General features: G+C 34.2%; 28 protein-coding genes and 1 pseudogene. 12 read left to right on the top strand and 17 right to left on the bottom strand.

Annotated features, from left to right (window positions below; genetic code table 11):
- Positions 1–2: 2 nt before the first annotated feature.
- From K8B81_RS10850 to K8B81_RS10810, 9 genes are all read right to left on the bottom strand, one after another.
- Positions 3–308 (bottom strand): type II toxin-antitoxin system RelE/ParE family toxin, encoded by a 306-nt coding sequence (locus K8B81_RS10850; RefSeq protein ID WP_223681460.1) that lies wholly within the window; start codon positions 306–308, stop codon positions 3–5.
- Positions 305–625 carry a type II toxin-antitoxin system ParD family antitoxin gene (locus tag K8B81_RS10845; protein ID WP_317196955.1) on the bottom strand — a complete coding sequence of 107 codons (321 nt, stop codon included), beginning with the start codon at positions 623–625 and terminating at the stop codon, positions 305–307. Before K8B81_RS10845 ends, K8B81_RS10850 begins: the two co-directional genes overlap by 4 nt.
- Before the next feature lie 111 nt (positions 626–736).
- Entirely contained in the window at positions 737–1,252 is a 516-nt protein-coding gene (locus K8B81_RS10840; protein WP_223681459.1) for a hypothetical protein, read from the bottom strand.
- A 283-nt stretch (positions 1,253–1,535) separates the two neighbouring features.
- Positions 1,536–3,833 carry an N-6 DNA methylase gene (locus tag K8B81_RS10835; RefSeq protein ID WP_223681458.1) on the bottom strand — a complete coding sequence of 766 codons (2,298 nt, stop codon included), beginning with the start codon at positions 3,831–3,833 and terminating at the stop codon, positions 1,536–1,538.
- Positions 3,834–4,175: 342 nt separating this feature from the next.
- On the bottom strand, positions 4,176–5,540 hold the full coding sequence (hemN, locus tag K8B81_RS10830; RefSeq protein ID WP_223681457.1) for an oxygen-independent coproporphyrinogen III oxidase: 1,365 nt from the start codon (positions 5,538–5,540) through the stop codon (positions 4,176–4,178).
- Between the two features lie 118 nt (positions 5,541–5,658).
- The gene (locus tag K8B81_RS10825) at positions 5,659–6,135 is read right to left on the bottom strand and encodes a hypothetical protein (protein WP_223681455.1); all 477 of its coding nucleotides are present in this window, start codon (positions 6,133–6,135) and stop codon (positions 5,659–5,661) included.
- A gap of 102 nt (positions 6,136–6,237) precedes the next feature.
- Complete coding sequence (locus K8B81_RS10820) at positions 6,238–6,585, bottom strand: hypothetical protein (protein WP_223681453.1); 348 nt, start codon at positions 6,583–6,585, stop codon at positions 6,238–6,240.
- A 101-nt stretch (positions 6,586–6,686) separates the two neighbouring features.
- Positions 6,687–7,109, bottom strand: a complete 423-nt coding sequence (locus K8B81_RS10815) for a DoxX family protein (protein WP_223681451.1) — start codon at positions 7,107–7,109, stop codon at positions 6,687–6,689.
- Positions 7,110–7,234: 125 nt separating this feature from the next.
- Positions 7,235–8,863 carry an acyl-CoA carboxylase subunit beta gene (locus K8B81_RS10810; RefSeq protein ID WP_223681450.1) on the bottom strand — a complete coding sequence of 543 codons (1,629 nt, stop codon included), beginning with the start codon at positions 8,861–8,863 and terminating at the stop codon, positions 7,235–7,237.
- Positions 8,864–9,046: 183 nt separating this feature from the next.
- On the opposite strand from K8B81_RS10810, the gene K8B81_RS10805 reads away from it, so the two are divergent.
- The 3 genes from K8B81_RS10805 to K8B81_RS10795 all read left to right on the top strand — a co-directional run bounded on the left by K8B81_RS10805 (position 9,047) and on the right by K8B81_RS10795 (position 10,474).
- Positions 9,047–9,637, top strand: a complete 591-nt coding sequence (locus K8B81_RS10805) for a TetR/AcrR family transcriptional regulator (RefSeq protein ID WP_025572353.1) — start codon at positions 9,047–9,049, stop codon at positions 9,635–9,637.
- A 67-nt stretch (positions 9,638–9,704) separates the two neighbouring features.
- On the top strand, positions 9,705–10,163 hold the full coding sequence (locus K8B81_RS10800) for a hypothetical protein (protein WP_025572351.1): 459 nt from the start codon (positions 9,705–9,707) through the stop codon (positions 10,161–10,163).
- Positions 10,164–10,165: 2 nt separating this feature from the next.
- The gene (locus K8B81_RS10795; RefSeq protein WP_223681448.1) at positions 10,166–10,474 is read left to right on the top strand and encodes a DUF3817 domain-containing protein; all 309 of its coding nucleotides are present in this window, start codon (positions 10,166–10,168) and stop codon (positions 10,472–10,474) included.
- Between the two features lie 297 nt (positions 10,475–10,771).
- Here K8B81_RS10795 and lpxD read toward each other — a convergent pair whose 3' ends face one another.
- From lpxD to prfB, 3 genes are all read right to left on the bottom strand, one after another.
- Positions 10,772–11,770, bottom strand: a complete 999-nt coding sequence (lpxD, locus tag K8B81_RS10785) for a UDP-3-O-(3-hydroxymyristoyl)glucosamine N-acyltransferase (protein ID WP_025572347.1) — start codon at positions 11,768–11,770, stop codon at positions 10,772–10,774.
- A 576-nt stretch (positions 11,771–12,346) separates the two neighbouring features.
- Entirely contained in the window at positions 12,347–12,793 is a 447-nt protein-coding gene (gene msrB, locus K8B81_RS10780; RefSeq protein ID WP_025571273.1) for a peptide-methionine (R)-S-oxide reductase MsrB, read from the bottom strand.
- Positions 12,794–12,893: 100 nt separating this feature from the next.
- Positions 12,894–13,992 (bottom strand): peptide chain release factor 2 gene (gene prfB / locus K8B81_RS10775; RefSeq protein WP_223681444.1). Its coding sequence is split into 2 segments (ribosomal slippage): positions 12,894–13,928 and positions 13,930–13,992, totalling 1,098 coding nucleotides; the frame shifts between segments, so codons are not numbered across the junction.
- A gap of 138 nt (positions 13,993–14,130) precedes the next feature.
- On the opposite strand from prfB, the gene K8B81_RS10770 reads away from it, so the two are divergent.
- A complete protein-coding gene (locus tag K8B81_RS10770; protein ID WP_025571278.1) occupies positions 14,131–15,150 on the top strand; it encodes a threonine aldolase family protein in 1,020 nt (339 codons plus the stop codon).
- A gap of 70 nt (positions 15,151–15,220) precedes the next feature.
- Here the strand turns inward: K8B81_RS10770 and K8B81_RS10765 are convergent, their stop codons facing one another.
- Positions 15,221–15,541 carry a YbaB/EbfC family nucleoid-associated protein gene (locus tag K8B81_RS10765; protein ID WP_223681442.1) on the bottom strand — a complete coding sequence of 107 codons (321 nt, stop codon included), beginning with the start codon at positions 15,539–15,541 and terminating at the stop codon, positions 15,221–15,223.
- Positions 15,542–15,688: 147 nt separating this feature from the next.
- Here K8B81_RS10765 and K8B81_RS10760 point away from each other — a divergent pair, with 147 nt between their 5' ends.
- Positions 15,689–17,749 (top strand): S9 family peptidase, encoded by a 2,061-nt coding sequence (locus K8B81_RS10760; RefSeq protein WP_223681441.1) that lies wholly within the window; start codon positions 15,689–15,691, stop codon positions 17,747–17,749.
- Positions 17,750–17,819: 70 nt separating this feature from the next.
- Complete coding sequence (locus K8B81_RS10755) at positions 17,820–18,860, top strand: PLP-dependent cysteine synthase family protein (RefSeq protein WP_025572030.1); 1,041 nt, start codon at positions 17,820–17,822, stop codon at positions 18,858–18,860.
- An 82-nt stretch (positions 18,861–18,942) separates the two neighbouring features.
- Here K8B81_RS10755 and K8B81_RS10750 read toward each other — a convergent pair.
- The 4 genes and pseudogenes from K8B81_RS10750 to K8B81_RS10735 form a co-directional block, all read right to left on the bottom strand.
- Positions 18,943–19,329: pseudogene (locus K8B81_RS10750) on the bottom strand (peroxiredoxin family protein); the annotation flags it as partial.
- An 18-nt stretch (positions 19,330–19,347) separates the two neighbouring features.
- Positions 19,348–20,109, bottom strand: a complete 762-nt coding sequence (locus K8B81_RS10745) for a DUF4369 domain-containing protein (protein WP_025572027.1) — start codon at positions 20,107–20,109, stop codon at positions 19,348–19,350.
- A gap of 260 nt (positions 20,110–20,369) precedes the next feature.
- On the bottom strand, positions 20,370–20,810 hold the full coding sequence (locus K8B81_RS10740) for a KTSC domain-containing protein (protein ID WP_025572025.1): 441 nt from the start codon (positions 20,808–20,810) through the stop codon (positions 20,370–20,372).
- Positions 20,811–21,138: 328 nt separating this feature from the next.
- Positions 21,139–21,384 carry a hypothetical protein gene (locus K8B81_RS10735; RefSeq protein ID WP_025572023.1) on the bottom strand — a complete coding sequence of 82 codons (246 nt, stop codon included), beginning with the start codon at positions 21,382–21,384 and terminating at the stop codon, positions 21,139–21,141.
- Positions 21,385–21,466: 82 nt separating this feature from the next.
- On the opposite strand from K8B81_RS10735, the gene K8B81_RS10730 reads away from it, so the two are divergent.
- The 6 genes from K8B81_RS10730 to K8B81_RS10705 all read left to right on the top strand — a co-directional run bounded on the left by K8B81_RS10730 (position 21,467) and on the right by K8B81_RS10705 (position 25,626).
- Entirely contained in the window at positions 21,467–22,009 is a 543-nt protein-coding gene (locus K8B81_RS10730) for a hypothetical protein (protein ID WP_223681439.1), read from the top strand.
- Positions 22,009–22,155 carry a hypothetical protein gene (locus K8B81_RS10725; RefSeq protein WP_223681437.1) on the top strand — a complete coding sequence of 49 codons (147 nt, stop codon included), beginning with the start codon at positions 22,009–22,011 and terminating at the stop codon, positions 22,153–22,155. Before K8B81_RS10730 ends, K8B81_RS10725 begins: the two co-directional genes overlap by 1 nt.
- An 86-nt stretch (positions 22,156–22,241) precedes the next feature.
- Positions 22,242–22,475 (top strand): hypothetical protein, encoded by a 234-nt coding sequence (locus K8B81_RS10720; protein WP_223681435.1) that lies wholly within the window; start codon positions 22,242–22,244, stop codon positions 22,473–22,475.
- A complete protein-coding gene (locus K8B81_RS10715) occupies positions 22,447–22,839 on the top strand; it encodes a YchJ family protein (RefSeq protein WP_223681433.1) in 393 nt (130 codons plus the stop codon). The genes K8B81_RS10720 and K8B81_RS10715 overlap by 29 nt, the downstream gene beginning before the upstream one ends.
- A 109-nt stretch (positions 22,840–22,948) precedes the next feature.
- Positions 22,949–24,067, top strand: a complete 1,119-nt coding sequence (locus K8B81_RS10710) for a vWA domain-containing protein (RefSeq protein WP_223681432.1) — start codon at positions 22,949–22,951, stop codon at positions 24,065–24,067.
- A 95-nt stretch (positions 24,068–24,162) separates the two neighbouring features.
- Positions 24,163–25,626, top strand: coding sequence for an AAA family ATPase (locus K8B81_RS10705; protein ID WP_223681430.1), 1,464 nt, complete (start codon positions 24,163–24,165; stop codon positions 25,624–25,626).
- The last annotated feature ends 27 nt before the right edge of the window (positions 25,627–25,653 follow it).

Below are 25,653 nucleotides of genomic sequence, written 5' to 3'. Positions count from 1 at the left end.
TATTATGGGGCGTTCTCTATTTCAAGTGTTTTGGAAAGTCCATCATCTTGTGGAGTTATTCTAATTATATCGATTTTCTCATCTCCATATTTGAAAAATACATAATGAGAGAATGTACGAAAATAATAAAACTCTGAATTTACCATTTCCAATTTCTTTGCCTTACTAGGATTCTCGCTAAAAAGTGCAATTTCTTCAATTATGGATTCGAAATATTTAGTGGCTTGAATTTCTGACCATTCTTGAAATGTATAAAGCCAAATATCATTTAAATCTCGATAAGCAGCTTCGGTTATTCTATATTTCATAAATATTTTTTCTTGATTTCTTCGAGATGTTTTTTCGGATCGTAGTTTTCGAAAAATCCGCTTTTTTCTCCAATTTCAAGTTCATTTTGCAACCACTTATTTTTGTTTTCTTCAACTTCTAATAATCTAAGTGCCGATCTAACTACATCACTTGCTGAGCTGTAGCGTCCAGATGAAACCTCATTATTTATGAAATTATAAAATGGTCTCCTAGTAGTATTGATATGTTCTTTGCGATAATAAATATTTTTAATTCCAATATACCAAACTATGGTATAAATTGAGATGCTTTGAGGATTTTTAATAAAATGGCTCATAACTTTCTGGTATTAAGGTGGTTTGAAATTCTTCGGATTTGCTAAATCATTCAAATAGGAAATCATTTATTAAGCCAATTGCCCAAATCTGTTGTCGTTGTTATGTTCAGTTTATTCCTTATCAATTAAGTCGCCATCTGTTATATCCAACATTACGTATGTATCTTTCACAAGTAACGAAAATTTTTCAATCGATTCATTCGACATTTTCATAAAGTCTGCTTTTTTCATAAAAACAACTTCGTCATCACTAAGTGTTAAGAATGATTTTGTGATTTCAGTTCCGTGTGCTACGTAGTTCCTCGTATAAATAATTTCTGCAAGATTTTCTTGAATTACTTTATAAAAATTTGATAAATCACTTACTGGGAAATTTTCGACGGTTTTCAATTTAGCCATTACTTTACCTTGGTATCTTCCTGTTTTTAAAACTTGCTTATAAAGGTTTATTTTTTGACCAAAGGTTAAAGGCAAAATAAAATTCTGTAAAAAGATGCTTTTGGTGTCATCATCTTTTGAGCGTTGAGCGAAAAAGTTATACAAAATTCTATTTAAACTATCTTCAATTTTTAAACTTAAGGCTAAGATTCTGCCTCTGAATTCTACTTCTTTGTTTTCTAGGTTCATTTTTTGCAGTTAAGTTATTGTGAATTGCACATAACGTTCTTAATCTGGTGCTCGTTTGCAACGAGTATCTGGTTACTTATAAAAACTAAATAAAGCGTTTCAAACGAGGCTATTTAATAAATTGCCTATCAAAAACTTTAATAGGTTTTGTGTTAATAGCCGCGTTGCAAACGCTACCACTCATATTTTAATTTATGTAGGTACTCGTTGCAAACGAGCCAGAGTGGAACGGCAATTCCACTAAAATCCCACTAGCTCAAAACGCCTGTTGTGCGATTGTTGTTTAGAATTCACTTAATTCAAATAATTTGTTTTTAAACTCTTCAATTCTTGAAAAAACTGTACTTCCAGAATCATTAATTTTCTTTTTTGGAGAATCTATTTCTAATCTTTCTAACCTTGATTTTATTGCCATTCGGCCATAGAAAAAACGCCATTTTTGAGTGTTAATTTGTGTTGCGAACCATAATAATTCATTAAAAGACATTTGGTATTTAGGGATTAATACTCGAACAGAACTTCCTCCATTCCCACGCGCCATAAAACGCCAAGGCTGAATGTATGCTTGTCCAAATGCTGTAATAGTAATCCCTCCATTTTCAAAAACTTCACCATCATCCTCCGCTACTAACCGTATTATACTGTTTGTCAAGTCACCGCTCGAAACATATGGGCAATTTCCCTCTGAATAATTTTTTTCTCCAGACGATCTACCGTTAACAATATAAAAATAATCTGTTAATACTCCAGATGTTCCATATTTTATAGAAGTAGCTGTTTCAAAATTTAAAGGGAAGTCAGGTAAGACTTCGTCTGCCAACTCAGGTATACTTGATACAGCTTGAAAAAGGGAAAGTATTAACTTTTGTTCTTGTTTTTTAAGTTCTTCTGTAGTAATTGATGGTTGGGGTAACCATTGTTGAGGACTAAATTCTTGTCCATCAATTATTTGTAAACCTAAAATTGTTGTTGCTAAATCAGACGTAAAATCATTTCCAGATTTAAATGTTTCAAAAGCAGTTAATATTTCATCCAATTGTGAACCGTCACACTCAACTCTTTTTCCTTTGAGTTTTTCGTAACCGTCATTCCAAATTCTGCCCATAAAAATTTTGTCTGAGTCAGACTGTGGGATGTGCGCTCTAGCAATCAGAATTGATGATGGTGCGGCTGTTGGGTAAAATAAATCTTCGGGTAAGCTGATAACACCTAGAATACTGTGACTCTTTACTAGACGTTGTCTCCAATTTTTATTATCATCATCAGCAAAAATTCCTGCTTTAACAACAACTGCAATTAATCCTCCTGGCTCGAGAGATTCTAAAGCTAAATCTATAAAATCCCTTTCAGGTTCTTCTTCTTGTGAAAATGGGGGATTAAGAAATGCTCTTGTAAATTTGCCTTCGATTTCATCTTTGTTATCAAAGCAGTTACTATTTTCAATATGACTTTTACCATCTCCCCTGAAAAACATATTTAAAGTAGCTAATGCCCAAACAGTAGGATTTGTGTCGAAGCCATATAAAGAATTCTTCACTTTTAAAATCGCTTTTGGACCTTTAGCTTTTGACATCATCTCATCAAATGCCGCTACAAGGAATCCTCCTGTACCGCTAGCGATATCAATTACTCTGTCTGATAATCTTGCTCCAATTAATTTAACACAGTATGTAGTTATGTGCCTAGGCGTAAATACAATTCCTAAAGCATTATTGTCATAACCGTATCTTAAAAATGCTTCATAAAATAGACCCAAAAAATCTGTGTCAGATTGTAAAACCGAACGTATGTTTAATCTTTTTAAGATAGAAATTATTCTTTGAATTTTAGAACTAAGTCTATTAAAGTCTGCACCACTTAGTCGTAAAGCTTCTTCAAGTCGTAGCTTTGTATTTTCTCTTAAATCAACGCTCTCGTTAATCGCTTCTTTAACTAATTTATTTAAAGAATTAAGTTCATTCCCTGTAGAGGTATCAACTTCACCTTGATAAATTGCTAAAGTAATTGCTCCAATTACTTTTGGTCTGAGAGGAGCTTCAATTTTAGCATAACGTAAAATTTTAGAAAGTTCGATTGCTGCATCTATAAATTCAGAGCTGCTTGGAACAGTAACATTTGTTGTACCATCATCAGCTATTATAGCTAATTCAATTTCTTTTTTTGAAGGGATAGTTGATAACTCATAACCATTAGATTTTAATTCTTTCCAAGTGTTACCTTGTAAATACCTTACCTTTACAAAAAAACCATTATCTTCTTCACCGGCAACACCTACAGCAAATTTTATTTTGTATTTTTTGGTTCTATTGATAGTCTCACAATATCTTATAGATTGCTCAATCGCTTCCTCGATTTTCTTTGCGTCATTTTTGGCTTCAATAACCATAATTGGCTCTCCTTTAAAGCAAACTAGAAAATCTGGTTTTTCAAGGGCTAACCCTATATCGGAAAATGAATTAATAATCTCTTGTTCTTCTACAAAATCTCCGCCTTTAGAAATATGTGAAACATTCCAAAGTCTTTTTTCACTTTGATTTCTTATAAAATATCTTGTTCTGCTTTCCGCTCTTTTTTTTGCCATTTAAATTTATTCTTTAATGCCCTCAAATGTATTCAAATGGTTTGAAAAATGAAAGGTTGGTTAATTGGATTTGGTTTCGTTACAATGTCGCACAACTCGTATATACTAGTTATAAAATAGTGACAATCTACCCAATTTTAGGTATATCTGCGAAATTTTACTTCGTTTTATGTTTTTATCCAAATATAATCTTTTTCGTTGTATATTATACTTTCGCCTTAATTACCTGAGACAAAAAAATTCTTTGCTTCGGGTTTTCTTTAAAAATCTCAATTTTGTAGGTTTACGTAGTTTATAAGATAGATTGTATTATCTGAATCGCATAGAAAAAAAATCTTCCTTTTAAACCGTCATAGAAAACAAATTCGTCTCAGGAGATTTTCTTTTTAAATGCAGATCAAAAGCCATACAGATGTTGCGTACAAATGGTCTTCCGGCTTCTGTAATGTTTATTTTTTCTTCTTCAATTATAATCAACTGATCTCTTTGCATTTCTTTTAAATCCAATAAAACAAAAGGAAGTTCTTCAAAGTAAAGGGCTACATTGTTCCAGGAAGTTTCAAGGGTACAGGTTAAATTCAGGATGTGTTTTCTAATCATCAGGTCTTCGTCATTTAAGATATGGCCTTTCACAACCGGAAGCTGGTCTGCGTCTATCAATTGATAATATTCTTCGAGGTTTTTGTTGTTTTGGGCAAAACTATACCAGCTGTCGCTAATAGAAGATACACCCAAACCAATCATCAATTGCGTTTTGGAGGCACTGTAGCCCATAAAATTTCTATGCAGCGTTTTGTTCTGCGCGGCTTTATACAAACTGTCAGAGGTTAAAGCAAAATGATCCATGCCAATTTCATGATAACCGTATTTAGAAAGCATTTTTTTTCCAATTTCATATAGGATTCTTTTTTCGGCATCTTTGGGCATGTCTTCGTCGTTAAAACCGCGCTGTCCGTTTCCTTTGATCCACGGCACATGAGCGTAGCTGTAAAAAGCGAGTCGGTCCGGTTTTAGGGAATTTGTTTTTTCAATAGTGTCAATAACATCTTCAATTCTCTGAAAAGGCAATCCGAAAATAATATCATGCCCGATAGAAGTATAGCCAATTTCTTTTGCCCAAAAAGTAACTTTGGCTACATTATGAAACGGCTGAATACGATGAATCGCTTTCTGGACTTTTTCGGAATAATCCTGAACTCCAAAACTCACTCTGCGAAAGCCCAGATCATGTAATTTTTGAAGCTGTTCATAAGTCGTATTGTTGGGATGCCCTTCAAAACTGAATTCATAATTCCCGGCTTTATCGGCTAAATCAAAAATGCCGTTTATAAGATTTTCTAAATTATTTACAGAGAAAAAAGTTGGGGTTCCACCACCCAGATGAATTTCTTTTATAATGGGTCTTTCAGAAAGTAAATTGCAGTATAGTTTCCATTCTTTTAAAACAGACTGAATATATCTTTCTTCAACAGTATGGTTTTTTGTAATTCGTTTGTTGCAGCCGCAAAAAGTACACATGCTTTCGCAGAATGGCAGATGAATGTATAAGCTTATTCCGTTTTCTGAATTGCTTTCTGCAAATGATTTTTGAAGGGTTTTAATCCATTTTTGCTGGGTAAAATCGGCTTCATTCCAGTAAGGAACTGTGGGATAGCTGGTATATCTAGGCCCGGGCACATTGTATTTCTGAATCAGTGAAGTTTCCATAACAAAGCATTTAGAAGGCCAAAATTACTTCGTCACTGGAAAGATAAAAATGATAAATATCATATTAGTCCCTAAATAAAAAGAGACTCATTACGAGCCTCTTTTCTGAATTAAATAACTAACGTGAAATAGAATCCTGGATGATTTTAAGCCATTTTTTTGCAAACATATGATCCTGGTATGCGCTTATTTGCTTGATGCGGTCATCATCAAAATCATAGAATGGTATTGTAATTTTTTTAGAAGTTTCTTTGTCCTGAAATTCAAAATCAATTTTAAGAATAGTATCCGAGTTTTCATCATGGGTTAAAACCAATTTACAGGAAGAAACACTTTTTAAATCTACATAAGTTGATTCCTGTTGATTCGGGTTGAAATTCATCAGAATGAATTTTCGGTGTTTTTGATCTATAGTAAGTGTTTTATTGCTTTGGGATTCAGTCAAATCAAAATCCTGCGGATGTGTTGGATTGAATTTCTTTTTAATATTGAGGATTTTTGATTTGTTTGCAGCGCTCGATCGTGCTGAATAATAAATGGGAATGGCCACTATGATCGCAATCACAATACCAATTATGGTTACACTTGTTTCCATGTTTTTTTGAATTAGGTGAATAAATGAATTATAAACAGTTTGTATAGAGCTGTTTATTGTTTTAGAAGAATGGATTCTTCACGTTAAAATTCATGTATTTGACTACCAGAAAAAATGGAAGGGATAGAGCATCAGTAAGACCTTTTTGCTCTGGGTGAAAAATTGATTTGAAAAGTTTGAAACTGATTCTAAAGCTCTATGTTGAGGTACAACAACTACTAATGCATCAAACCATCTGATTACAGCGGGATATTCAGTTTTTATGTTTGCAGCAAACTGATAACTTGTCTGTGGCTGTATAAAAGCTTGTGAATCTGTAAAATCTTTAGAAAAATTGGTATCCGTTTTTTGACTTTCGATTTTTTGTACAGCGATCTGGTTTGCCTGAGAAGCAAAAAATCCCATAATCAGAAGGGCAACAAAAATAACGACCTTACGAATCCAATTCATGGTGGCGAATTTAATTCATAAAACACAATTAATGAAATTTTAATTGCTAATTACTTCTTAAAAGTTATCCTCAACTTTTTATGAGCTGAGGATAAGGTATGTTATTGCTGCATTTTGAAGTAATAATCGGCTGAATGTTTTCCTCCTCCGTAGAACAGGAAGAATATGCAAAGTAACAATACTACTATTGCTAAAATCAGGCTTTCGGAGTGCATGCGTCCCATAAAATTTACAAGTACGGCACCAAATAATATAGGTAACTGAGCTGCAATTGCCCAACGGGTCAGTAACCCAAAAACAATCATTATCCCTCCAATCATATGGGCTGGTGCGATATAATGTAACAGAAACATTCCGCCTCCATACTGATCAACAGGAGAAATTAAATCATGCAGGTACTGTGCATTCGTGACAAATGAAACGCCTTTCATGAATAAAAAAACACCCAATACAATACGTACTAAATCCAATGGTAAATAAGTATGCGCATTTGCCCACTTATTCAAACTTTTTACATTTTCCATGATGTTACGGGATTAAAAATTATATACACTAAGTTACTGATTTTTAATCGTATATTTATTTTTAACCCCCTGAAAATAAGTTTTTTACTTTTTATTTAACGTATTATTGAGAAATCCTGAAACATTTATACCTGAATTACACCTAAATTGAATGGTTTTTGAATAGGGGCGTGGTTAGCTGCTTCGATTCCCATAGAAATCCAGGTACGGGTTTCTAACGGATCAATGATTGCGTCTGTCCACAACCTTGAAGCGGCGTAGTAGGGTGAAGTCTGTTCGTCGTAACGTGCTTTTATTTTGTTGAATAATTCAGCTTCTTTTGCCTCATCTATGATTTCTCCTTTCGCTTTAAGCGAAGAAGCCTCAATTTGCGCTAATACTTTTGCAGCCTGAGTTCCTCCCATAACGGCAAGTTCTGCACTTGGCCAGGCAAAAATTAATCTCGGATCATAAGCTTTTCCACACATGGCGTAATTTCCTGCTCCGTATGAATTTCCGACTATAACAGTAAATTTTGGGACAACTGAATTGCTGACAGCATTGACCATTTTGGCCCCGTCTTTTATGATGCCGCCATGCTCAGATTTTGACCCAACCATAAAACCTGTAACATCCTGCAAAAATACTAATGGAATTTTCTTTTGATTGCAGTTGGCAATAAAACGGGTGGCTTTGTCCGCACTATCTGAATAAATAACGCCTCCAAACTGCATTTCGCCTTTTTTGGTTTTAACTACTTTTCGTTGATTCGCAATAATTCCAACAGCCCAGCCGTCAATTCGGGCATAACCTGTAATTAAAGATTGTCCATAACCATCTTTATAGGCCTCAAATTCAGAATTGTCAACCAGGCGATTGATGATTTCCATCATGTCGTATTGCTCGTTTCTGGCTTTTGGCAGGATTCCGTAAATGTCCTTAGGTTCTAAAGCCGGTTTTTCAGCTTTGATTCTGCTATAGCCAGCCTTATCGTAATCTCCAATTTTATCTACAATATTTTTGATTTTATCTAAAGCGTCTTTGTCGTCTTTTGCTTTATAATCGGTCACGCCTGAAATTTCGCAGTGTGTAGTTGCCCCGCCTAAAGTTTCATTGTCAATGGTTTCTCCAATAGCGGCTTTTACCAAATAACTTCCGGCAAGAAAAATACTTCCCGTTTTATCGACTATCAAAGCTTCGTCACTCATGATAGGAAGGTAGGCTCCTCCGGCAACACAGCTGCCCATAACGGCAGCGATTTGGGTGATTCCCATACTGCTCATTTGCGCATTATTTCTAAAAATACGCCCGAAATGTTCTTTGTCAGGGAAAATTTCATCCTGCATGGGCAGATAAACTCCCGCACTGTCTACCAAATAAATAATCGGAAGTCTGTTTTCCATCGCAATTTCCTGTGCACGTAAATTTTTCTTTCCTGTAATAGGAAACCAGGCACCGGCTTTAACTGTCGCATCATTCGCAACAACAATACATTGCTTTCCTCTGATATATCCTATTTTAACGACAACACCTCCTGATGGGCAGCCGCCATGTTCAGCATACATTCCTTCGCCTGCAAAGCCACCAATTTCAATACTTTTAGCATTTTCATCTAATAAATAAGCAATTCTTTCACGGGCTGTCATTTTGCCTTCGGCATGCAATTTCTCGATTCTTTTTTCGCCTCCGCCTAATTTTACCTTGGCAAATTTTTGTTTTAATTCGGAAAGTAAAAGTTTATTGTGATCTTCGTTTTTATTGAAGTTTAAATCCATAAGATATTGATTTTTTTACAAAAAAGTGTTGGCTAATTTACAAAATCGACTGAAATAAATAGACCTTCTTATCGGTATAAAAATGAAAAATTGTAAAGTCTGTTGCTCGTACATTCTAAGGATGAAGTTTGTGGGAACTCTTTTTTTTGGCTTAATTTGTTTTTTCATACTAATCAGTATCTTATGTCTAAAGCTGCTAACACCCGTTTAACCATTCTTCAGAAAGCATTTGAATTAATTTATTCAAAAGGATATCAAACCACCAGTATAGATGATATTATTGCAACCACTCAGGTTACAAAAGGGGCTTTTTATTACCATTTTAAAACAAAAGATGAAATGGGTGTAGCTATTATCGAGGAAATTTTAAAACCGACCATGCTGGAAAGTTTTATAAGACCAATTGAAAATTCAGAAAATCCTCTGGAAGATTTTTACAATATGATCTCGTATTTGCTTCTTGAAGATCCTTTTTTGCAGGTAAAATATGGCTGTCCGGTTGGAAATTTAACCCAGGAAATGACACCGTGGAATAATCAATTTAGCAATGCATTGCTTGAATTGGTCAACCAATGGAAAATTACTATAGTGCAAGCCGTTGTGAATGCTCAAAAATCCGGATTAATAAAGAAGGATGTAAACGGGGAACAAGTAGCTTTTTTTATAATGTCCGGCTATTGGGGGATTCGGAATTTTGGAAAATTGCAAGATGATAAAAAATGCTATTTGGTTTATTTAAAGGAGTTTAAAAACTATTTGAATAGCCTGAAATAATTTTTATTCAAAAACATACTACTTGGTATGTTTTTAAATATATTTGCATTGTCTAAATCAAAAAACAATGTATCAATCACTATTAGAATGCCATTCTTTCACAAGATGGTTCGTATTGGTAAGCTTGTTATATTCTATTTACATTGCTTACAAAGGTTACTCTCAAAAACTTCCTTTTACCAAAAAAGAGAATCTCATCCGGCACTGGACAGCTACAATTGCCCATATTCAGTTAATTTTTGGGATATTAGTTTATGTACAGAGTCCTGTTGTGAAATATTTCTGGAAAAACTTTAAAGAAGCAATTCAAAATTTAGATGCTTCATTCTTCGGAATAATTCATATTGTTTTAATGCTTACGGGGATAGTTTTTATTACAATTGGTTCGGCTTTAGCCAAAAGAAAACTTTCTGACGAGCAAAAATTCAAAACCATGCTTCTGTGGTTCTCTATCGCTTTATTTATCATTTTTATTGCCATTCCGTGGCCTTTTTCACCACTTGCAAACCGACCTTATTTTAGATAATTATGAAAAATTTACTTCAGACTAATACCGGAAGATTACGAATTATTGGATTTCTTGAAGGTACTTCTCTTTTAATTTTGCTTTTTATAGCAATGCCAATGAAATATATTTTTGAAATGCCTTTTTTAACGAGATCTGTGGGAACGATTCACGGAGCTTTGTTTCTGCTTTTTGTTTTTAATACTTTGAGCGTAGGAGTAGAGCAGAACTGGAAATTTAAAGAAATAACATGGAAAGTACTTTTGGCCTGTATAATTCCGTTTGGAACTTTTTACATTGATTCTAAAATTTTAAGTAAAATTCAAAATTAATAATAGTTATGATTTTTGTATTCAGGACAAATGTTGACAACATTTCGAAAGTGAAAAAAGTGACTCCAAAGTTGAATAAGTTATTTCCAAACTCTAAATGGAATTTTGATCTTGAAGATTGTGACTGTATTTTGCGGTTTGAATCAGAAAGCGATATATTGAAAGAGATTATTTTTTTAATGAAAATCTTAGGCTTTGAATGTGAAGCCTTGTAAATTATTTTTTTGCTATTATGGATGTAAAAAACAGAAGCTAGCTTCTGTTTTTTTATAAAAATCTAAAATCTAAAATCTAAAATTATTTCTTAGAATCACAAACTAATCTTTTTAAGATTGCCCATTGTTTCAAAGCATCACGAGCTTCAACAGCAGGATATCCCAACATTGTTTTTCCTGCAGGAATATCTCCGGTAACGCCTGAACCGGCACCTACAATTGCACCATCGCCAATAGTAGTATGATCTTTTATGGATGCGCTTCCGCCAATAATAACCCCGTTGCCTAAGGTTACAGAACCGGCTAAACCGCTGTTTCCGGCCATAATACAAAACTTGCCTAAGTTACTGTTATGTCCAATTTGGACTAAGTTATCAATTTTACAGCCATCACCAAGAACGGTTGAACTGAATTTCCCACGGTCAACACATGAATTTGCGCCAATTTCTACTCCGTTTCCAATAATTACATTTCCAATTTGCGGAATTTTTACCAAACCTTTTTCTTTACATGGGCGGAATCCAAAACCATCGGCACCAATGGTTGCATTTGGATGAATTATACAGTCATTACCAATATGGCAGCGTTCGCGAACTACAGCTCCGGACCAGATAACAGTATTTTTTCCGATTGTGCATTCATCCAGAATAGTAACATTTGGATAAATAGTAACATTAGCAGCAATTTCTACTTTTGGACCAATATAACACCCCGCTCCAATTTTGGTTCCTTCGCCAATAACAGCTGTTTCGTCTATAACTGCTGTTCTGTGAATTTCATTATGAAATATTGGAGTTGGAGGAGCAAAAAGTGCCAAAATTTGAGACATGGCAAGATCAGCATTTTTAACTTTAATGAAAGCACGATTATTCCCGGGTTCAATAGAGATGTCTTCATTAACAACTGCTACAGGGGCTTTTGAAGCTTCCCAAAATTTTTCGTATTTTTTATTCCCTATAAATGAAATTTCAGAATTCGTTGCTTTTTCTAATTGCTCAGTTCCGGTTATAACTTGAGATGTGTTACCGTAAATTTCACCATTTATAACTTCGTTAATTTCTTGAATTGAATAGGATTTCATTTATTGGATTAAATTGATTAAGGATTAATTTTTGCCAAATAAAATAAATTAGATTTAAATTACCTAATCCTGTTTTGAAGTTTTTCAAATATATTTTTAATTAAAAGCTTTAAAATTATTTTTTTTAACATTTAAATAATTGAATTGATAATTGTTTGGTAAATTATTAATTATGTGTTAATGTTTGGTTATTTAAAAGCTGATAGCTAATGAAGGATTTTTGTTTTAATACTTTATCGTGTTTTGCTGTTTAATTGGTTGATAATTAAATGTTTAATTGTATGTTTTTTAGTTTAGGGAAATTTGTAGGTTAATGTGGATATTTCTAATAAGGCATCTTACTTTTATTTAACTTAATTCTATAATTTTCTTAGAAGAAATAAATGATATGAGCTAAATTTTGCTTTTTAAGATTAACATCCTGTAAATGAAATATTAACAGGGTAAGTTTTAAAAATAATATTTTTTGCTAAAGAGATTTTCGATCTTATTTGTACTTATTGGAATAAATTTAAAACAAAAAAAAGCGATTCATTTTTTACGATGAATCGCTTTATTAATAGTAGCTTCTTACTTTTACTCTTTAACTTTGGTAAGAGAAACAGCATTAATACAATATCGTAAACCGCTTGGTTGAGGTCCATCAGGAAAAACATGACCCAAATGCGCATCGCAGGTATTACATACTACTTCAACCCGAATCATTCCGTATGATTTGTCGGCATGATAGGCAATTGCATTTTCTTTGACCGGCTGAGTAAAAGACGGCCAGCCAGTTCCTGATTCAAATTTTTCAGAAGCATCAAAAAGCAAAGTGCCGCAGCATTTACATTCGTAAATTCCAGGTTCAAATAAACTGCACATTTCAGAACTAAATGATCTTTCAGTTCCTTTTAGGCGTGTTACCTGAAATTCTTCGGGAGTCAATGATTGTTTCCATTCTTCCTCCGTTTTTTCCACTCTTTTATCCGGAGTTGGATTTCCTTTATTTGTAAAATGAATTACATCTGCCCATTTTATCATAACTTTTTATTTTTAGTTAAATGCTTCAAGTTTCAGGCTTCAGGTTATTGTAAATACAAAACTGTGCCTGAATACTTAATCTGAACCTTGAAAATACTATTTATTCTTCTTCTTTTTGTCCCATCATCATTAAATATGCTTTAAGAAATGGGTCAAGATTTCCGTTCATAACGCCATCAACATCACTGGTTTCATAGCCAGTACGAACATCCTTAACTAATTTGTAAGGCTGCATTACGTAATTACGTATTTGCGAACCCCATTCGATTTTCATTTTGCCGGCTTCGATATCGGCGCGTTGGGCCTGCTGTTTCTTTAATTCGATTTCATACAATTGAGAGCGAAGCATTTGCATAGCACGCTGTCGGTTGTCCTGCTGAGATCTCGTTTCAGAACACTGAATCTGTATTCCGGTTGGTTTGTGGACCAGCTGAACTTTGGTTTCAACCTTATTTACATTCTGTCCTCCCGCACCACTCGAACGTGAGGTTGTAATTTCAATATCGGCAGGATTAATGTCAATTTCGATACTGTCATCAACAAGCGGATAAACATAAACGGATACAAATGATGTATGACGTTTGGCATTACTGTCAAAAGGCGAAATTCGAACCAAACGATGTACCCCGTTTTCTCCTTTTAGGTAACCAAAAGAATAATCACCTTCAAATTCTAATGTTACAGTTTTGATACCGGCAACATCACCTTCCTGAAAGTTAAGTTCTTTTATTTTATACCCATAACTTTCTCCCCACATCATGTACATACGCATTAACATTCCGGCCCAGTCACAACTTTCTGTTCCACCAGCACCGGCAGTAATCTGAACTACAGCGCTTAAACTGTCGCCTTCGTCAGAAAGCATGTTTTTGAATTCGATGTTCTCAATGTGCAGCTGGGTTGCGTTGTAATTTTCATCTAACTCTTCAACAGAAAGTTCTCCTTCTTTATAAAAATCATAAGCGAGCTGGAGTTCATCTGTAAGTTCGACTGCTTTGTTATAATCTTCAATCCATTTTTTCTTGTTTCGAAGATTTTTTACAATTATTTCTGCTTCTTTTGGTTTGTTCCAAAAATCAGGAGCAAAAGTTTTTTCTTCTTCGTTTGCAATTTCGATTAGCTTGGCATCAACGTCAAAGATACCTCCTCAACGCACCAAGGCGCTCCACAATACCTTTTACTTGTTCGGCTGTTGTCATAAATTAATAATAGTTTTATATGTTTTTTACAAATATTACGTTAATTTGGTACAAGTTAAAATTTATTAAAACTCGCAGCTAATAACTAACAGTAATACGTAATTTTGCTGTACAAAAATAAGATATAGTTTTTAGAATATGGAAATAAATTTAATTAGCGATACCATTACCAAACCTTCATACGAAATGCTGCAGTATATGTTCAACGCTCATGTTGGCGACGATGTATACAGACAAGATCCGACGGTTATCGAATTAGAAACCAGGGTGGCTGATTTTTTTGGAATGGAAGCTGGACTTTTTTTTCCTTCAGGAACTATGGCAAATCAAACCGCAATTAAACTGCATACGCAGCCTGGAGAACAATTAATTGCTGATAAATATGCGCATATTTATAACTATGAGGGTGGGGGTGTTTCTTTCAATAGTGGCGTATCATGCTGTTTGCTGGATGGAGACCGTGGTATGATAAATGCTGCTCAGGTCGCTGCAGCCATAAATGATCCCGAGTTTTATCACAGTCCGTTAACGACTTTGGTTTGTGTAGAAAACACTACGAATAAAGGGGGCGGTGCCTGCTATGAATTAGAAGATTTAAGAGAAATAAAAAAAGTTTGTGATGCCAATAATTTAAAGTTTCATTTAGATGGCGCCAGAATTTGGAATGCCTTGGTCGCAAAAAGACAAAATCCGAAAGAATTTGGAGCGATTTTCGATACTATTTCAGTTTGTTTGTCAAAAGGTTTAGGGGCTCCGATAGGTTCTATTTTACTGGGAACCAAAGCAGATATTCACAGGGCGTTAAGAATCAGGAAGATATTGGGAGGCGGAATGCGTCAGGTTGGTTATTTAGCCGCCGGAGGATTATATGCCTTAGCGCATAATATTGAACGAATGGCCGAAGATCATCGAAGAGCTAAGGAAATTGCATCAGTTTTAAAAACAAAACCATGGGTGGCTGCGATCGAGCCAGTTGAAACTAATATTTTGATTTTTTCATTGGCTGAAGGTTACAGTGATCAGCTTTTAATAGAAAAATTGAAACAGAAGAATATTTTAATAAGTTCAATGGGAAGCAATAAACTTCGAATTGTTACTCATTTGGATTATAAAGAAGTTATGCACACTTATGTGATGGATACACTTCAGAAGTTTTAAGTTTAGTTTCAGGTTTCAGGTTCGCATTGCGATTAACTTGAAACCTGAAACCTGAAACGTTTTTAACTTTTTACTTAAAAAGATTATCCATTCCGGGAATCATCGGCATATCCATTTTTGCAACTGCATCAAGTTCTTGCTCGTTTACGCTTGTTGCTTTTTCGATAGCTTTATTCAGGGTTACAATTAAATAATCTTCTAACTGTTCCTTATCTTCAAGTAATGAATCATCGATAGAAATTGTTTTTATTTTTCGGCTGGCTGTAATAGTAATTTTCAATAATCCGTCAGCGCTTTGTTCGTTAATTAAAACAGTATCCAGGCGTTTTTTTGTATCTTCAATTTTTTGCTGGGTTTCTTTAAGTTTGCCCATCATTCCCATTAAATCCATTTTTGCTTATTTTAAATTATTTCATACAAAATTAGTATATTGCTATATGAAAACAATAGAATATTTTATGAAAAAATTAATTTTCGTTCTGTTGTGATTGTGTTATTTTTGCTCTTTATATTTAAAAACTAATGCCTAATTAAATAAATGCTAAACGATATAGTAGCTCCAAAAGCAAAAGAAATTCCAAAATTATTAAAAAAGCATAAAGAAACCCGCATCGATAATTATTTCTGGCTAAATGACAGAGAGAATCCTGAAGTTATTGATTACCTGAATAAGGAAAACGATTATTATCAAAAAATGACTGCACATACAAAAGATTTACAGGAATCTTTGTATGAGGAAATGAAAGCAAGAATTAAAGAAGATGATTCGTCTGTTCCTTACTTTTACAATGGTTATTATTATATTACCCGTTTTGAAACAGGACAGGATTATCCCATTTTCTCAAGAAAAAAAGGAAGTCTTTCTGCTGAAGAAGAGATTATGTTCAATTGTAACGAATTGGCAAAAGGTCATGCGTATTTTAAATTAGGAGGCTTAAGTGTAAGTCCGGATAACAAATTTGCCACTTTTAGTGTTGATATTGTAGGAAGAAGAATTTACACCATTCAGATTAAAAATTTGGAAACCGGAGAAATCCTGCCCGAGAAAATCGAAAATGTAACCGGGGAATCAGTTTGGGCAAATGATAATACTACTATTTTCTATGTCAGACAAGACGAAGTAACCTTGCGGTCAGATAAAGTATTCAGACATAAATTAAATTCAGATTCTGCAGCGGATGCTTTGGTTTTCAATGAAACCGATGATACATTTAGTGTTTCGATAAGCAAAGAAAAATCCAGAAAATATATAGTGATTGGTTCAGGGAGTACTTTAACAACGGAATACAGAATTTTAAACTCTGATAATCCCGATGGTGAATTTGAAGTGTTTCAGCCTCGTGTTCGTGGTTTAGAATATAGTATTTCTCATTACGAAGATTCATTTTATATTTTGACGAATAAAGACAAGGCGACGAATTTTAAGCTGATGAAAACGCCTGAAAACAGAACCGAAAAAAAATTCTGGAAAGACCTTATTCCACATCGTGAAGATGTCTTATTGGAAGATATCGAAATATTCAAAAATTACTTAGTTGTAGAAGAGCGTTCGAATGGATTAAATCACATCCGGATAATGCCGTGGAATGGTGAACCAGATTATTATTTGCCTTTTGGAAGCGAAACCTATAATGCTTATACCACAACCAATATTGATTTTGATACAGATGTATTGCGTTATAGCTACCAATCACTGGCAACACCATCATCTGTAATTGATTTTAATATGAAAACCAAAACCAAAGAAATCTTAAAAGAACAAGAGGTTTTAGGAGGGAAATTTGATAAAAACAATTACATCGAAGAAAGAGTCTGGGCAACTGCCAGAGATGGCGTGAAAATCCCAATTTCGATGGTTTATCGAAAAGGATTGGAGAGAGATGGTAAAAATCCGTTGCTGCTTTATGCATATGGATCTTATGGGATTACGATGGAAACTTATTTTTCTTCAACAAGGCTTTCTTTACTTGACCGCGGATTTGTGTACGCAATCGCTCATGTAAGGGGAGGTGAAGACTTAGGAAGACAATGGTACGAAGATGGAAAACTGTTAAAAAAGAAAAATACCTTTACAGATTTCATCGATTGCTCTAAATTTGTAATAAACGAGAAATATACTTCTGCGAAACATTTGTATGCAGAAGGAGGCTCTGCAGGAGGACTTTTGATGGGAGTTATAGCGAATGAGGCACCGGAATTATACAACGGGGTTATTGCTCAGGTTCCTTTTGTAGATGTTGTGACAACTATGCTTGATGATAGTATTCCATTGACAACAGGGGAATATGACGAATGGGGCAACCCAAACAATAAAAAATATTATGATTATATGTTATCCTATTCGCCGTATGATAATGTAAAAGAGCAAAAATATCCTAATATGTATGTCTCTACCGGATTACATGATTCTCAGGTTCAGTACTGGGAGCCTGCTAAATGGGTGGCAAAACTTAGAAATCTAAAAACAAACGATAATGTATTGTTTCTGGATACTAATATGGATGCTGGTCATGGAGGGGCTTCAGGACGTTTTCAGGCTTTAAAAGACTTAGCAAAGGAATTTAGTTTTTTATTAGATTTAGAGAAAATTCAAAGCTAATTAGAAATTTTTTGTTAAATTTGCAACCTATCGGGGTTATCAAAAAATTACCTTGATTAACTATTTTTTTATGAAAGAAGAAATAAATGCTTATAATAATGTTTTAGAGTTAATAGGTAACACCCCACTTATTAAGCTAAATAAAGTCACCGAAGGGCTAGAAGGCAATTTCTACGCAAAGGTAGAAGCTTTTAATCCGGGACATTCGTCAAAAGATAGAATAGCATTATATATCATTGAAGAAGCAGAGAGAAGAGGGATTTTGTCTCCAGGTGATACCATAATCGAAACGACATCCGGAAACACAGGTTTTAGTTTGGCTATGGTGAGCATTATAAAAGGCTACAACTGCATATTGGCAGTAAGTTCAAAATCATCCAAAGATAAAATTGATATGTTGAGGAGTTTAGGGGCAAAAGTATATGTTTGCCCGGCTCACGTTTCAGCAGATGATGAAAGATCCTACTATAATGTTGCAAAACGTTTGCATGAAGAGACAAAAGGTTCTGTTTATATTAATCAATATTTTAACCAGTTAAATATTGATGCGCATTACAATACTACCGGACCGGAAATTTGGCAGCAAACCAAAGGTCAGATTACACACTTAATTGCTTGTAGCGGAACAGGAGGAACAATCTCAGGAACTGCAAAATACTTAAAAGAGCAAAATCCAAACATTAAAATCTTAGGTGTTGATGCTTTTGGGTCGGTTTTGAAAAAATACCACGAAACAAGAGAATTTGATACTAAAGAAATTTATCCGTACCGTATTGAAGGTTTAGGTAAGAATTTAATTCCTTCAGCAACTGATTTCGATATTATCGATAAGTTTATGAAAGTAACGGATGAAGAAAGTGCTCATACCGCAAGGGAAATTACACGTAAAGAAGGATTGTTTGTTGGGTATACTTCGGGTGCAGTAATGCAGGCCATTAAACAATACGCAGAAGAAGGCGAGTTTACTAAAGACAGTAATATTATTGCTATATTCCCTGATCATGGTTCTCGTTATATGAGCAAAGTATTTAGTGATGACTGGATGAATGAACAAGGATTCTTTGATAGCGTAAACGAAGAAGAAGCTCAAAAAATTGAATTTGTAAAGTAATAAAATAAATTACTTTTTAAGTATACAAACAAAAAAACTCCAGATGAAAATCCGGAGTTTTTTTGTTTGTATTGTATTTTACTTATTTTCCTAAAAGTTCTAAAACTTTTGCTCTTAATTCAGGACCTCTTAGGTCTTGTGCAACGATCTTGCCTGATGAATCAAGTATAAAGGTTGCAGGGATAGATTCAACACCGTATTGCTTTGCAATTGGTTCATCCCAGAATTTCAAGTTAGAAACGTGTGTCCAGGTTAAATTGTCTTTTGCAATGGCTTCTTTCCAGGCTGATGCTTCCTTATCTAGTGAAACACCAATGATGTTTAGCCCTTTTGAATGAAGTTCTTTGTAAATGGCTACCACATTAGGATTTTCTTTTCTGCATGGTCCGCACCATGAAGCCCAAAAATCCACAATTGTTACTTTTCCTAAACTTTCCTTAAGTGATACTGTTTTTCCTTCTGGGTTAGGAGCTGAAAAATCTGACCTTCATTTAGCGCTGCCAACAGGTGGAGCTGATGCACCTACTGCAGGCAATTTCATTTGGCCAATTTTTTCTTTAATTGCTTTTCCTGGCTTAGTATTTTTTAAAGACTCGTCTAGAGAGTTGTATAAGCCTTCTGTTTTTTTGAAATCAGAACTTGGGTCATTGATCAGACTTTGAACAATTAAAACTGAAATAAATGATTTTGGATGTGTTTCAGCGTAAGCAGTATATTTCTTTTTAGATTCAGCCTGAACATCAGTTTGAATAGCCATATATTCTTTCATTAAACCATTGATAACAGCTGTATCTTGTTTTTGTTGAGCAGTCTGCATAGCCTGAGTATTTTTTTTCTGAAAGTCAATTAGTCTTTTTTGAACTTTTGTGACATCTTCGTTGAACTTAACATACTCATCATTACTGTAAGTTCCTGAAATTTTTGATTTATGAATACTGTCTTTATCCACTTCAATTTTAATTTCACCGGTTTCTAAGATAAACGGAATTGGGCCTTGTAAATCCTGAATTACTAAAGTGTGAAAAGCAGGTTCAGTAACTTTTCCTTTTATTTCAAATTTTCCATTTTCAACTTTTACAGTATCTAATGGTAAAACAGCCATTGTTGTTGGATCCTGCCCCTGAAGGATTATTGTTTTTCCGTTCTCAATTCCCTTTGCAGTTCCTGTAATAAGGAATTCTCCGTCTTTAACTTTGCTGCAAGAAATTATCGCTGCAGAAGCGGTAAGTAAAAAAAATATTTTTTTCATTATAAAAAATTAATTAGTTAATTGATTTGCGCAACAAAAGTATTTAAAAATATAGAACATCAATAATTTTACTACCTAAAATTTTGTTATAGTTTTATTTATTTTAAAAGGCTTGTAGCTAAGTATTTACTGGTTTCTGAAACCTGGTAAAACAAATAATTCTTTCGCTATTCAGAATCAAATTAAACAATTTGGTGTTTTTGAGCATAAAAAAAGCATTCTGTCATCAGAATGCTTTTAAAATAATATATAATGGAATTTTATTCCTGATTTGTTTTCTTTCTCCATGTAAAAGAGTTCAAAATGTGTCTTTTTGCAAATCTGGCTGGAGAATCTGCATTTACCATTTTTACATAAGTAGCTTTAGGAACGCTAATATATTCGTAAACGCTTCCATTAGAAAAATCAATAATTAAACGCCCTTCCACAAATTTGAAATCTGTAATGGTACAAGTTGAAATTGTTTCTGTGTACTCAGGTAAGTTAATCTTAATGGTATCTGGATGTATGCTTACTAAAAAGTGGTAAGCTTCAATGATCGTTTTGCTTTTTTCTTCTGCAGCTTTTAAACCAGCATCATCTCCCTGAAATTTGTCAGGGTGAGCTTCTTTCATCGCATTACGATAAATGGTTTTTAAATCTTTTAGCTCTACAGTTTTCTCTACGTTTAGTAACTTACGGTATTCAACTATTTTTTTCATAAATAAAAGGTAACTACTTGTCTATTAGTTTGAAATCGATATTAGTTAGTTCAAATCGACAAATTTTTTGCAAAGGTACACTTTTTTTTAACTTTTTAGTTTTCATCTAAAAAATATTCGGGAAAGTTGGTTTATTAAAATGTTAACTGTTATTGCCAGGTTGTTTTTAACTGCAGACAACGCTAAGGTTTTTAGCGGCTTAATAAAAAAGAAAAGTTCCCAAAGCTTTATCAATACAAAACTTTGCGAACATACTATTTAAATCACGTGTAATAGCCATTTAAAATGTCTTACCTGTAAAATGAAACAACAAAAACCAGAAACAAAATTATTCCGGTTTATGGTTGGCTTTGTCGAAGTTTCTTGATTTTTTAGGATATTGTTTATAGCTCATATCACTTGGGTTTTCAATAACAGATTTTATTGTAATCCAATCACCCTCTTTAAATTTTGCCTGAACCATTTTGTAGTCTAAGAGATAGGTACCGCAGAAATAATTATTGTTTTCATCTTTTTCGATAATACCTGTAAAAACTCCTTTTTGAGGCATTTTTTGTTGCGAATCTTTAGACATGATTTTTTATTTTGAAAATTAAGAGACAAAGGTAAGAAATTAATGTTTTAGGCAGTTCGCTGTAATGTGCGTATATTTGCATATGCAGAAAAATTATAAGCCACATCCTAATTCTTTTAAAAATACGTTCTGTGTTTTTAGGGAAGTGCTTCCAGATCAAATTGAAGGTTTGAAAAAGCAGTTCGAAAGTAAAGCCGGAAGTACTTACTATTATACTGAAGAAGGAATGTATCGTGTTTCGAACCACTGGGGAAGGCTCGCAAACAGTAAATGGCGTCTGATAGCGCGAAATCCTGAAACGGAATCTAAAACGAAAATTGGGTTTGCTAAATGGGAAGAATTTTATGCAGATAATCCACAGGAAAAATTGTATTATATTAAAGCTGATTTCGAAAATAATCTGGCGAATTATGAACACAAAAATAATCCGCAATATGATGGTAAAGCAATTTTAAGAACCAGCTTTGAAACAACAAAAAGATTAAAGCAAATCAGGAATCTCCAACAATTGACTTCCTGGGCAAAATATTTTGATTACGATGATATTCATGATTTGAGAAAAAAAATGATCAATGAATTAATTTTTACTGAGAAAACTTTAGAACAAATAAAAAGAGAAATATAATGGGCCGCAATAACGAAAGAAACATTAAAAAACATAACGATAAATTGCATAAAACCCAGGCAAAAGCGAAACAAGCTGAAATTGCCCGTAAAGAAAAGCTGAAGGAAATCGTAAAAAAGTTTAACGAAAATAAAAACGAAGAGTGATAAAAAATAGTTTCAAGTTTCACGTCGCAAGTTAACGTCATGAATGTAAAACCTGAAACCTGAAACAAAACAAACAAACAAAATATATGAGTAATAAATTCGAAACTTTAAAGGCAAGTGTACAGGAAATTATTGATTTGATTGCTGCACAAAATAACAGAGAAGCTAATAATAAACTGCTTGAAGTAAGTGAAGTTCTGGATGAAATGATTGATTTTGCTGAAGAAGATGAAGAAGTGCGTGAAATAACCCGATATCAGGTTTTACTGAATCAGCTTCATGTAAAAATTAATGGAGAAGAACCAGTTGATGGAGAATAAAACGTGTTTCTGTGATACAGGATTGCCTTTTGAGAAATGTTGCGGATTATACCTTCAGAATAATCAAAAAGCACCAACAGCCCTGGCTTTGATGCGCTCCAGATATTCAGCTTATGCCACTCATAATGCCGATTACCTTTTGGAAACTACTTATATTTCTGAAAGAAAACAGTACTCAAAAGCTGAAATTCTGAAATGGGCAACAAGTAATAAATGGCGCCAACTTGAAATCTTATTTTACACGGAGAATAAGGTGGAGTTTAATGCCTATTTTTTGGATGAAAATCAAAAATCGCAAATTCATCATGAGTTTTCAACTTTTAAATTTGAAAATGGTGAGTGGTTTTATCTGGATGGAATTTGAATACTCGTCAGTATTATCGTTGATTTCTAGTGGTTTTAATCAATACTTTAACTAAAAATTAATAACTGTTTCTTTTTTCATAGTTTCAAAAAAGATTAATTTTAGAATCATGAAAAACGAATTTAAAAAAGGTTTTTACTTTAAGACTTACGAAGCACCTTTTCAGTCTCCGTTTGAAAAGCTTTTTGGTATTTTCAAAGAACTGATTACTCATACTTCGGGTGATTTTGATGAAGCTATAGACTGGCTTCGGGAGCTGGATAAAGAATATAAGCTAACCGACGAAAACTACACGATTGATAATTTTATCGACGATTTAAAAAAGAAAGGTTATATAAAAGACGAAGCAAAACCTGACGGTACATCTGGTTTTGGAATCACGGCAAAAACAGAACGCGCTATCAGGCAACAGGCTTTAGATCAGATTTTCGGGAATTTAAAACGTGCCGGAAACGGTAATCATAAAACCAAACATGCCGGAAACGGTGACGAGCATACTGGAGAATTTCGTGAATTTAATTTTGGTGATGGTTTAGAGCGTATTTCATTGACAGAAAGTCTCAGAAACGCACAAATCAATAACGGCGTTGAAAGTTTCATGCTGACCGAGAATGATCTGGTTGTTGAAGAAACACAATTCAAAGCACAAATGAGTACGGTTTTGATGATCGACATCAGTCACAGTATGATTTTGTATGGCGAAGACCGAATCACTCCGGCAAAAAAAGTTGCCATGGCTTTGGCCGAATTAATTACAACCCGTTATCCAAAAGATACATTAGACATTCTGGTTTTCGGAAACGATGCATGGACAATTCCGATTAAAGATTTACCGTATCTTCAGGTTGGGCCTTATCACACCAATACCGTTGCAGGATTGCAGTTAGCGATGGATATTTTACGTAGAAAGCGAAATACCAACAAACAGATTTTCATGATTACAGACGGGAAGCCAAGCTGTGTGCGCGAGCGTGATGGTTCTTATTATATGAACAGCAATGGTCTGGATGAGTATATTGTGGATAAATGTTACACTCAGGCACAGCAGGCGAGAAAATTACATATCCCGATTACGACTTTTATGATTGCCAGGGATCCTTATTTGCAGCGATTTGTAAATCATTTTACCGAAGCCAATCAGGGAAAAGCATTTTACACCGGACTGAAAGGTCTTGGAGAAATGATTTTTGAAGATTATGAAACGAATAGGAAAAAGAGAGTTAAATAAGTTTCAAAGGTTTAAAGATTTTCCTGTAGAGATTGTACAGCAGTGCATCTAAAACAATCCATATAATTAAACAACAATCGATATTTCAATAAAAAATGGAAATAAACAATATAAAAACATTAGGTCAGTTAAAAGCTGCAGGATATAAAAGTACGAGTATAAAAGATGAGTTAAGAAACAATCTTCGTGAAAAAATCAAATCCGGCAAGCCTGTTTTTGAAGGAGTTCACGGATTTGAAAATACCGTAATTCCTGAACTGGAACGTGCCATCCTCTCTCGTCATAACATCAATTTACTAGGACTTCGCGGGCAGGCAAAAACACGCCTGGCACGTAAAATGATCGAATTATTAGACGAGTATATTCCGTTTGTTGAAGGCTCAGAAATTAATGATGATCCGCTGAATCCGATTTCCCGTTTTGCGAAAGATTTAATTGCAGAGAAAGGCAATGAGACTCCAATTTCGTGGTTGCACCGGAACGAGCGTTTTTTCGAAAAACTGGCAACACCAGATGTTACAGTAGCCGATTTGATCGGAGACGTTGACCCAATAAAAGCAGCAAACTTAAAACTTTCGTATGCCGATGATCGCGTAATTCACTTCGGAATGATTCCGAGAGCGAATCGCTGTATTTTTGTGATCAATGAATTACCGGATTTACAAGCCAGAATTCAGGTTGCACTATTTAATATTTTACAGGAAGGCGATATTCAGATTCGTGGTTTTAAATTGAGAATGCCGCTTGATATGCAGTTTATTTTTACGGCAAATCCGGAAGATTATACCAATCGTGGAAGTATTGTAACGCCTTTAAAGGACAGAATTGGATCTCAAATCCTGACACATTATCCGGAAAGTGTAGCTGTTGCCAGAACCATTACAGAGCAGGAGTCTAAATTAGATCAAAACCAGGCAGACACTGTTTATGTTCCGGGTCTGGCAAGGGATATTTTAGAACAAATTAGTTTTGAAGCCCGTGAAAGCGAATATATAGACAATAAAAGTGGTGTAAGTGCCAGAATGAGTATTACAGCTTTTGAAAATTTAATAAGTACTGCAGAACGACGTGCTTTAATTTCTGGTGCTGAGAAAACTACACTTCGCTTATCAGACTTTATCGGAATCATTCCGGCTATTACCGGAAAAGTAGAATTGGTTTACGAAGGGGAGCAGGAGGGAGCTGCTGCGGTAGCACAGAATTTAATTGGTTCTGCAATTAAAACGTTGTTTGCAGATTACTTTCCGAAAATTGAAAAATTAGAAAAACCCGGAGAGAAAACACCTTATTCTGATTTAATAGAATGGTTTTTTGCAGAAAGCGGTTTCGAATTGTTAGATGAAGCTTCAGACGCTGAATATCAGGCTATATTAGATGAAGTAACTCCTTTGGATGTTCTGATCAAAAAATACCAGCCACAACTGGATAAAAAGGATCTTTATTTCATGAAAGAATTTGTTTTATGGGCGTTGGTAGAGTATAAAAAACTAAGCAAAGACCGTTTTGCAACCGGACATCAGTTTAAAGATATGTACGGAAGTTATATTAGTAAATTATAATTGATAAAATTTTAAAAACCTGATAAC

The sequence above is a fragment of the Flavobacterium hibisci genome (assembly GCF_020026925.1).
Taxonomy (GTDB): Bacteria; Bacteroidota; Bacteroidia; order Flavobacteriales; family Flavobacteriaceae; genus Flavobacterium; species Flavobacterium hibisci.
The sequence above is the reverse complement of the archived record's forward strand: the minus strand, read 5'-3'. Positions and strand labels throughout refer to the sequence as shown.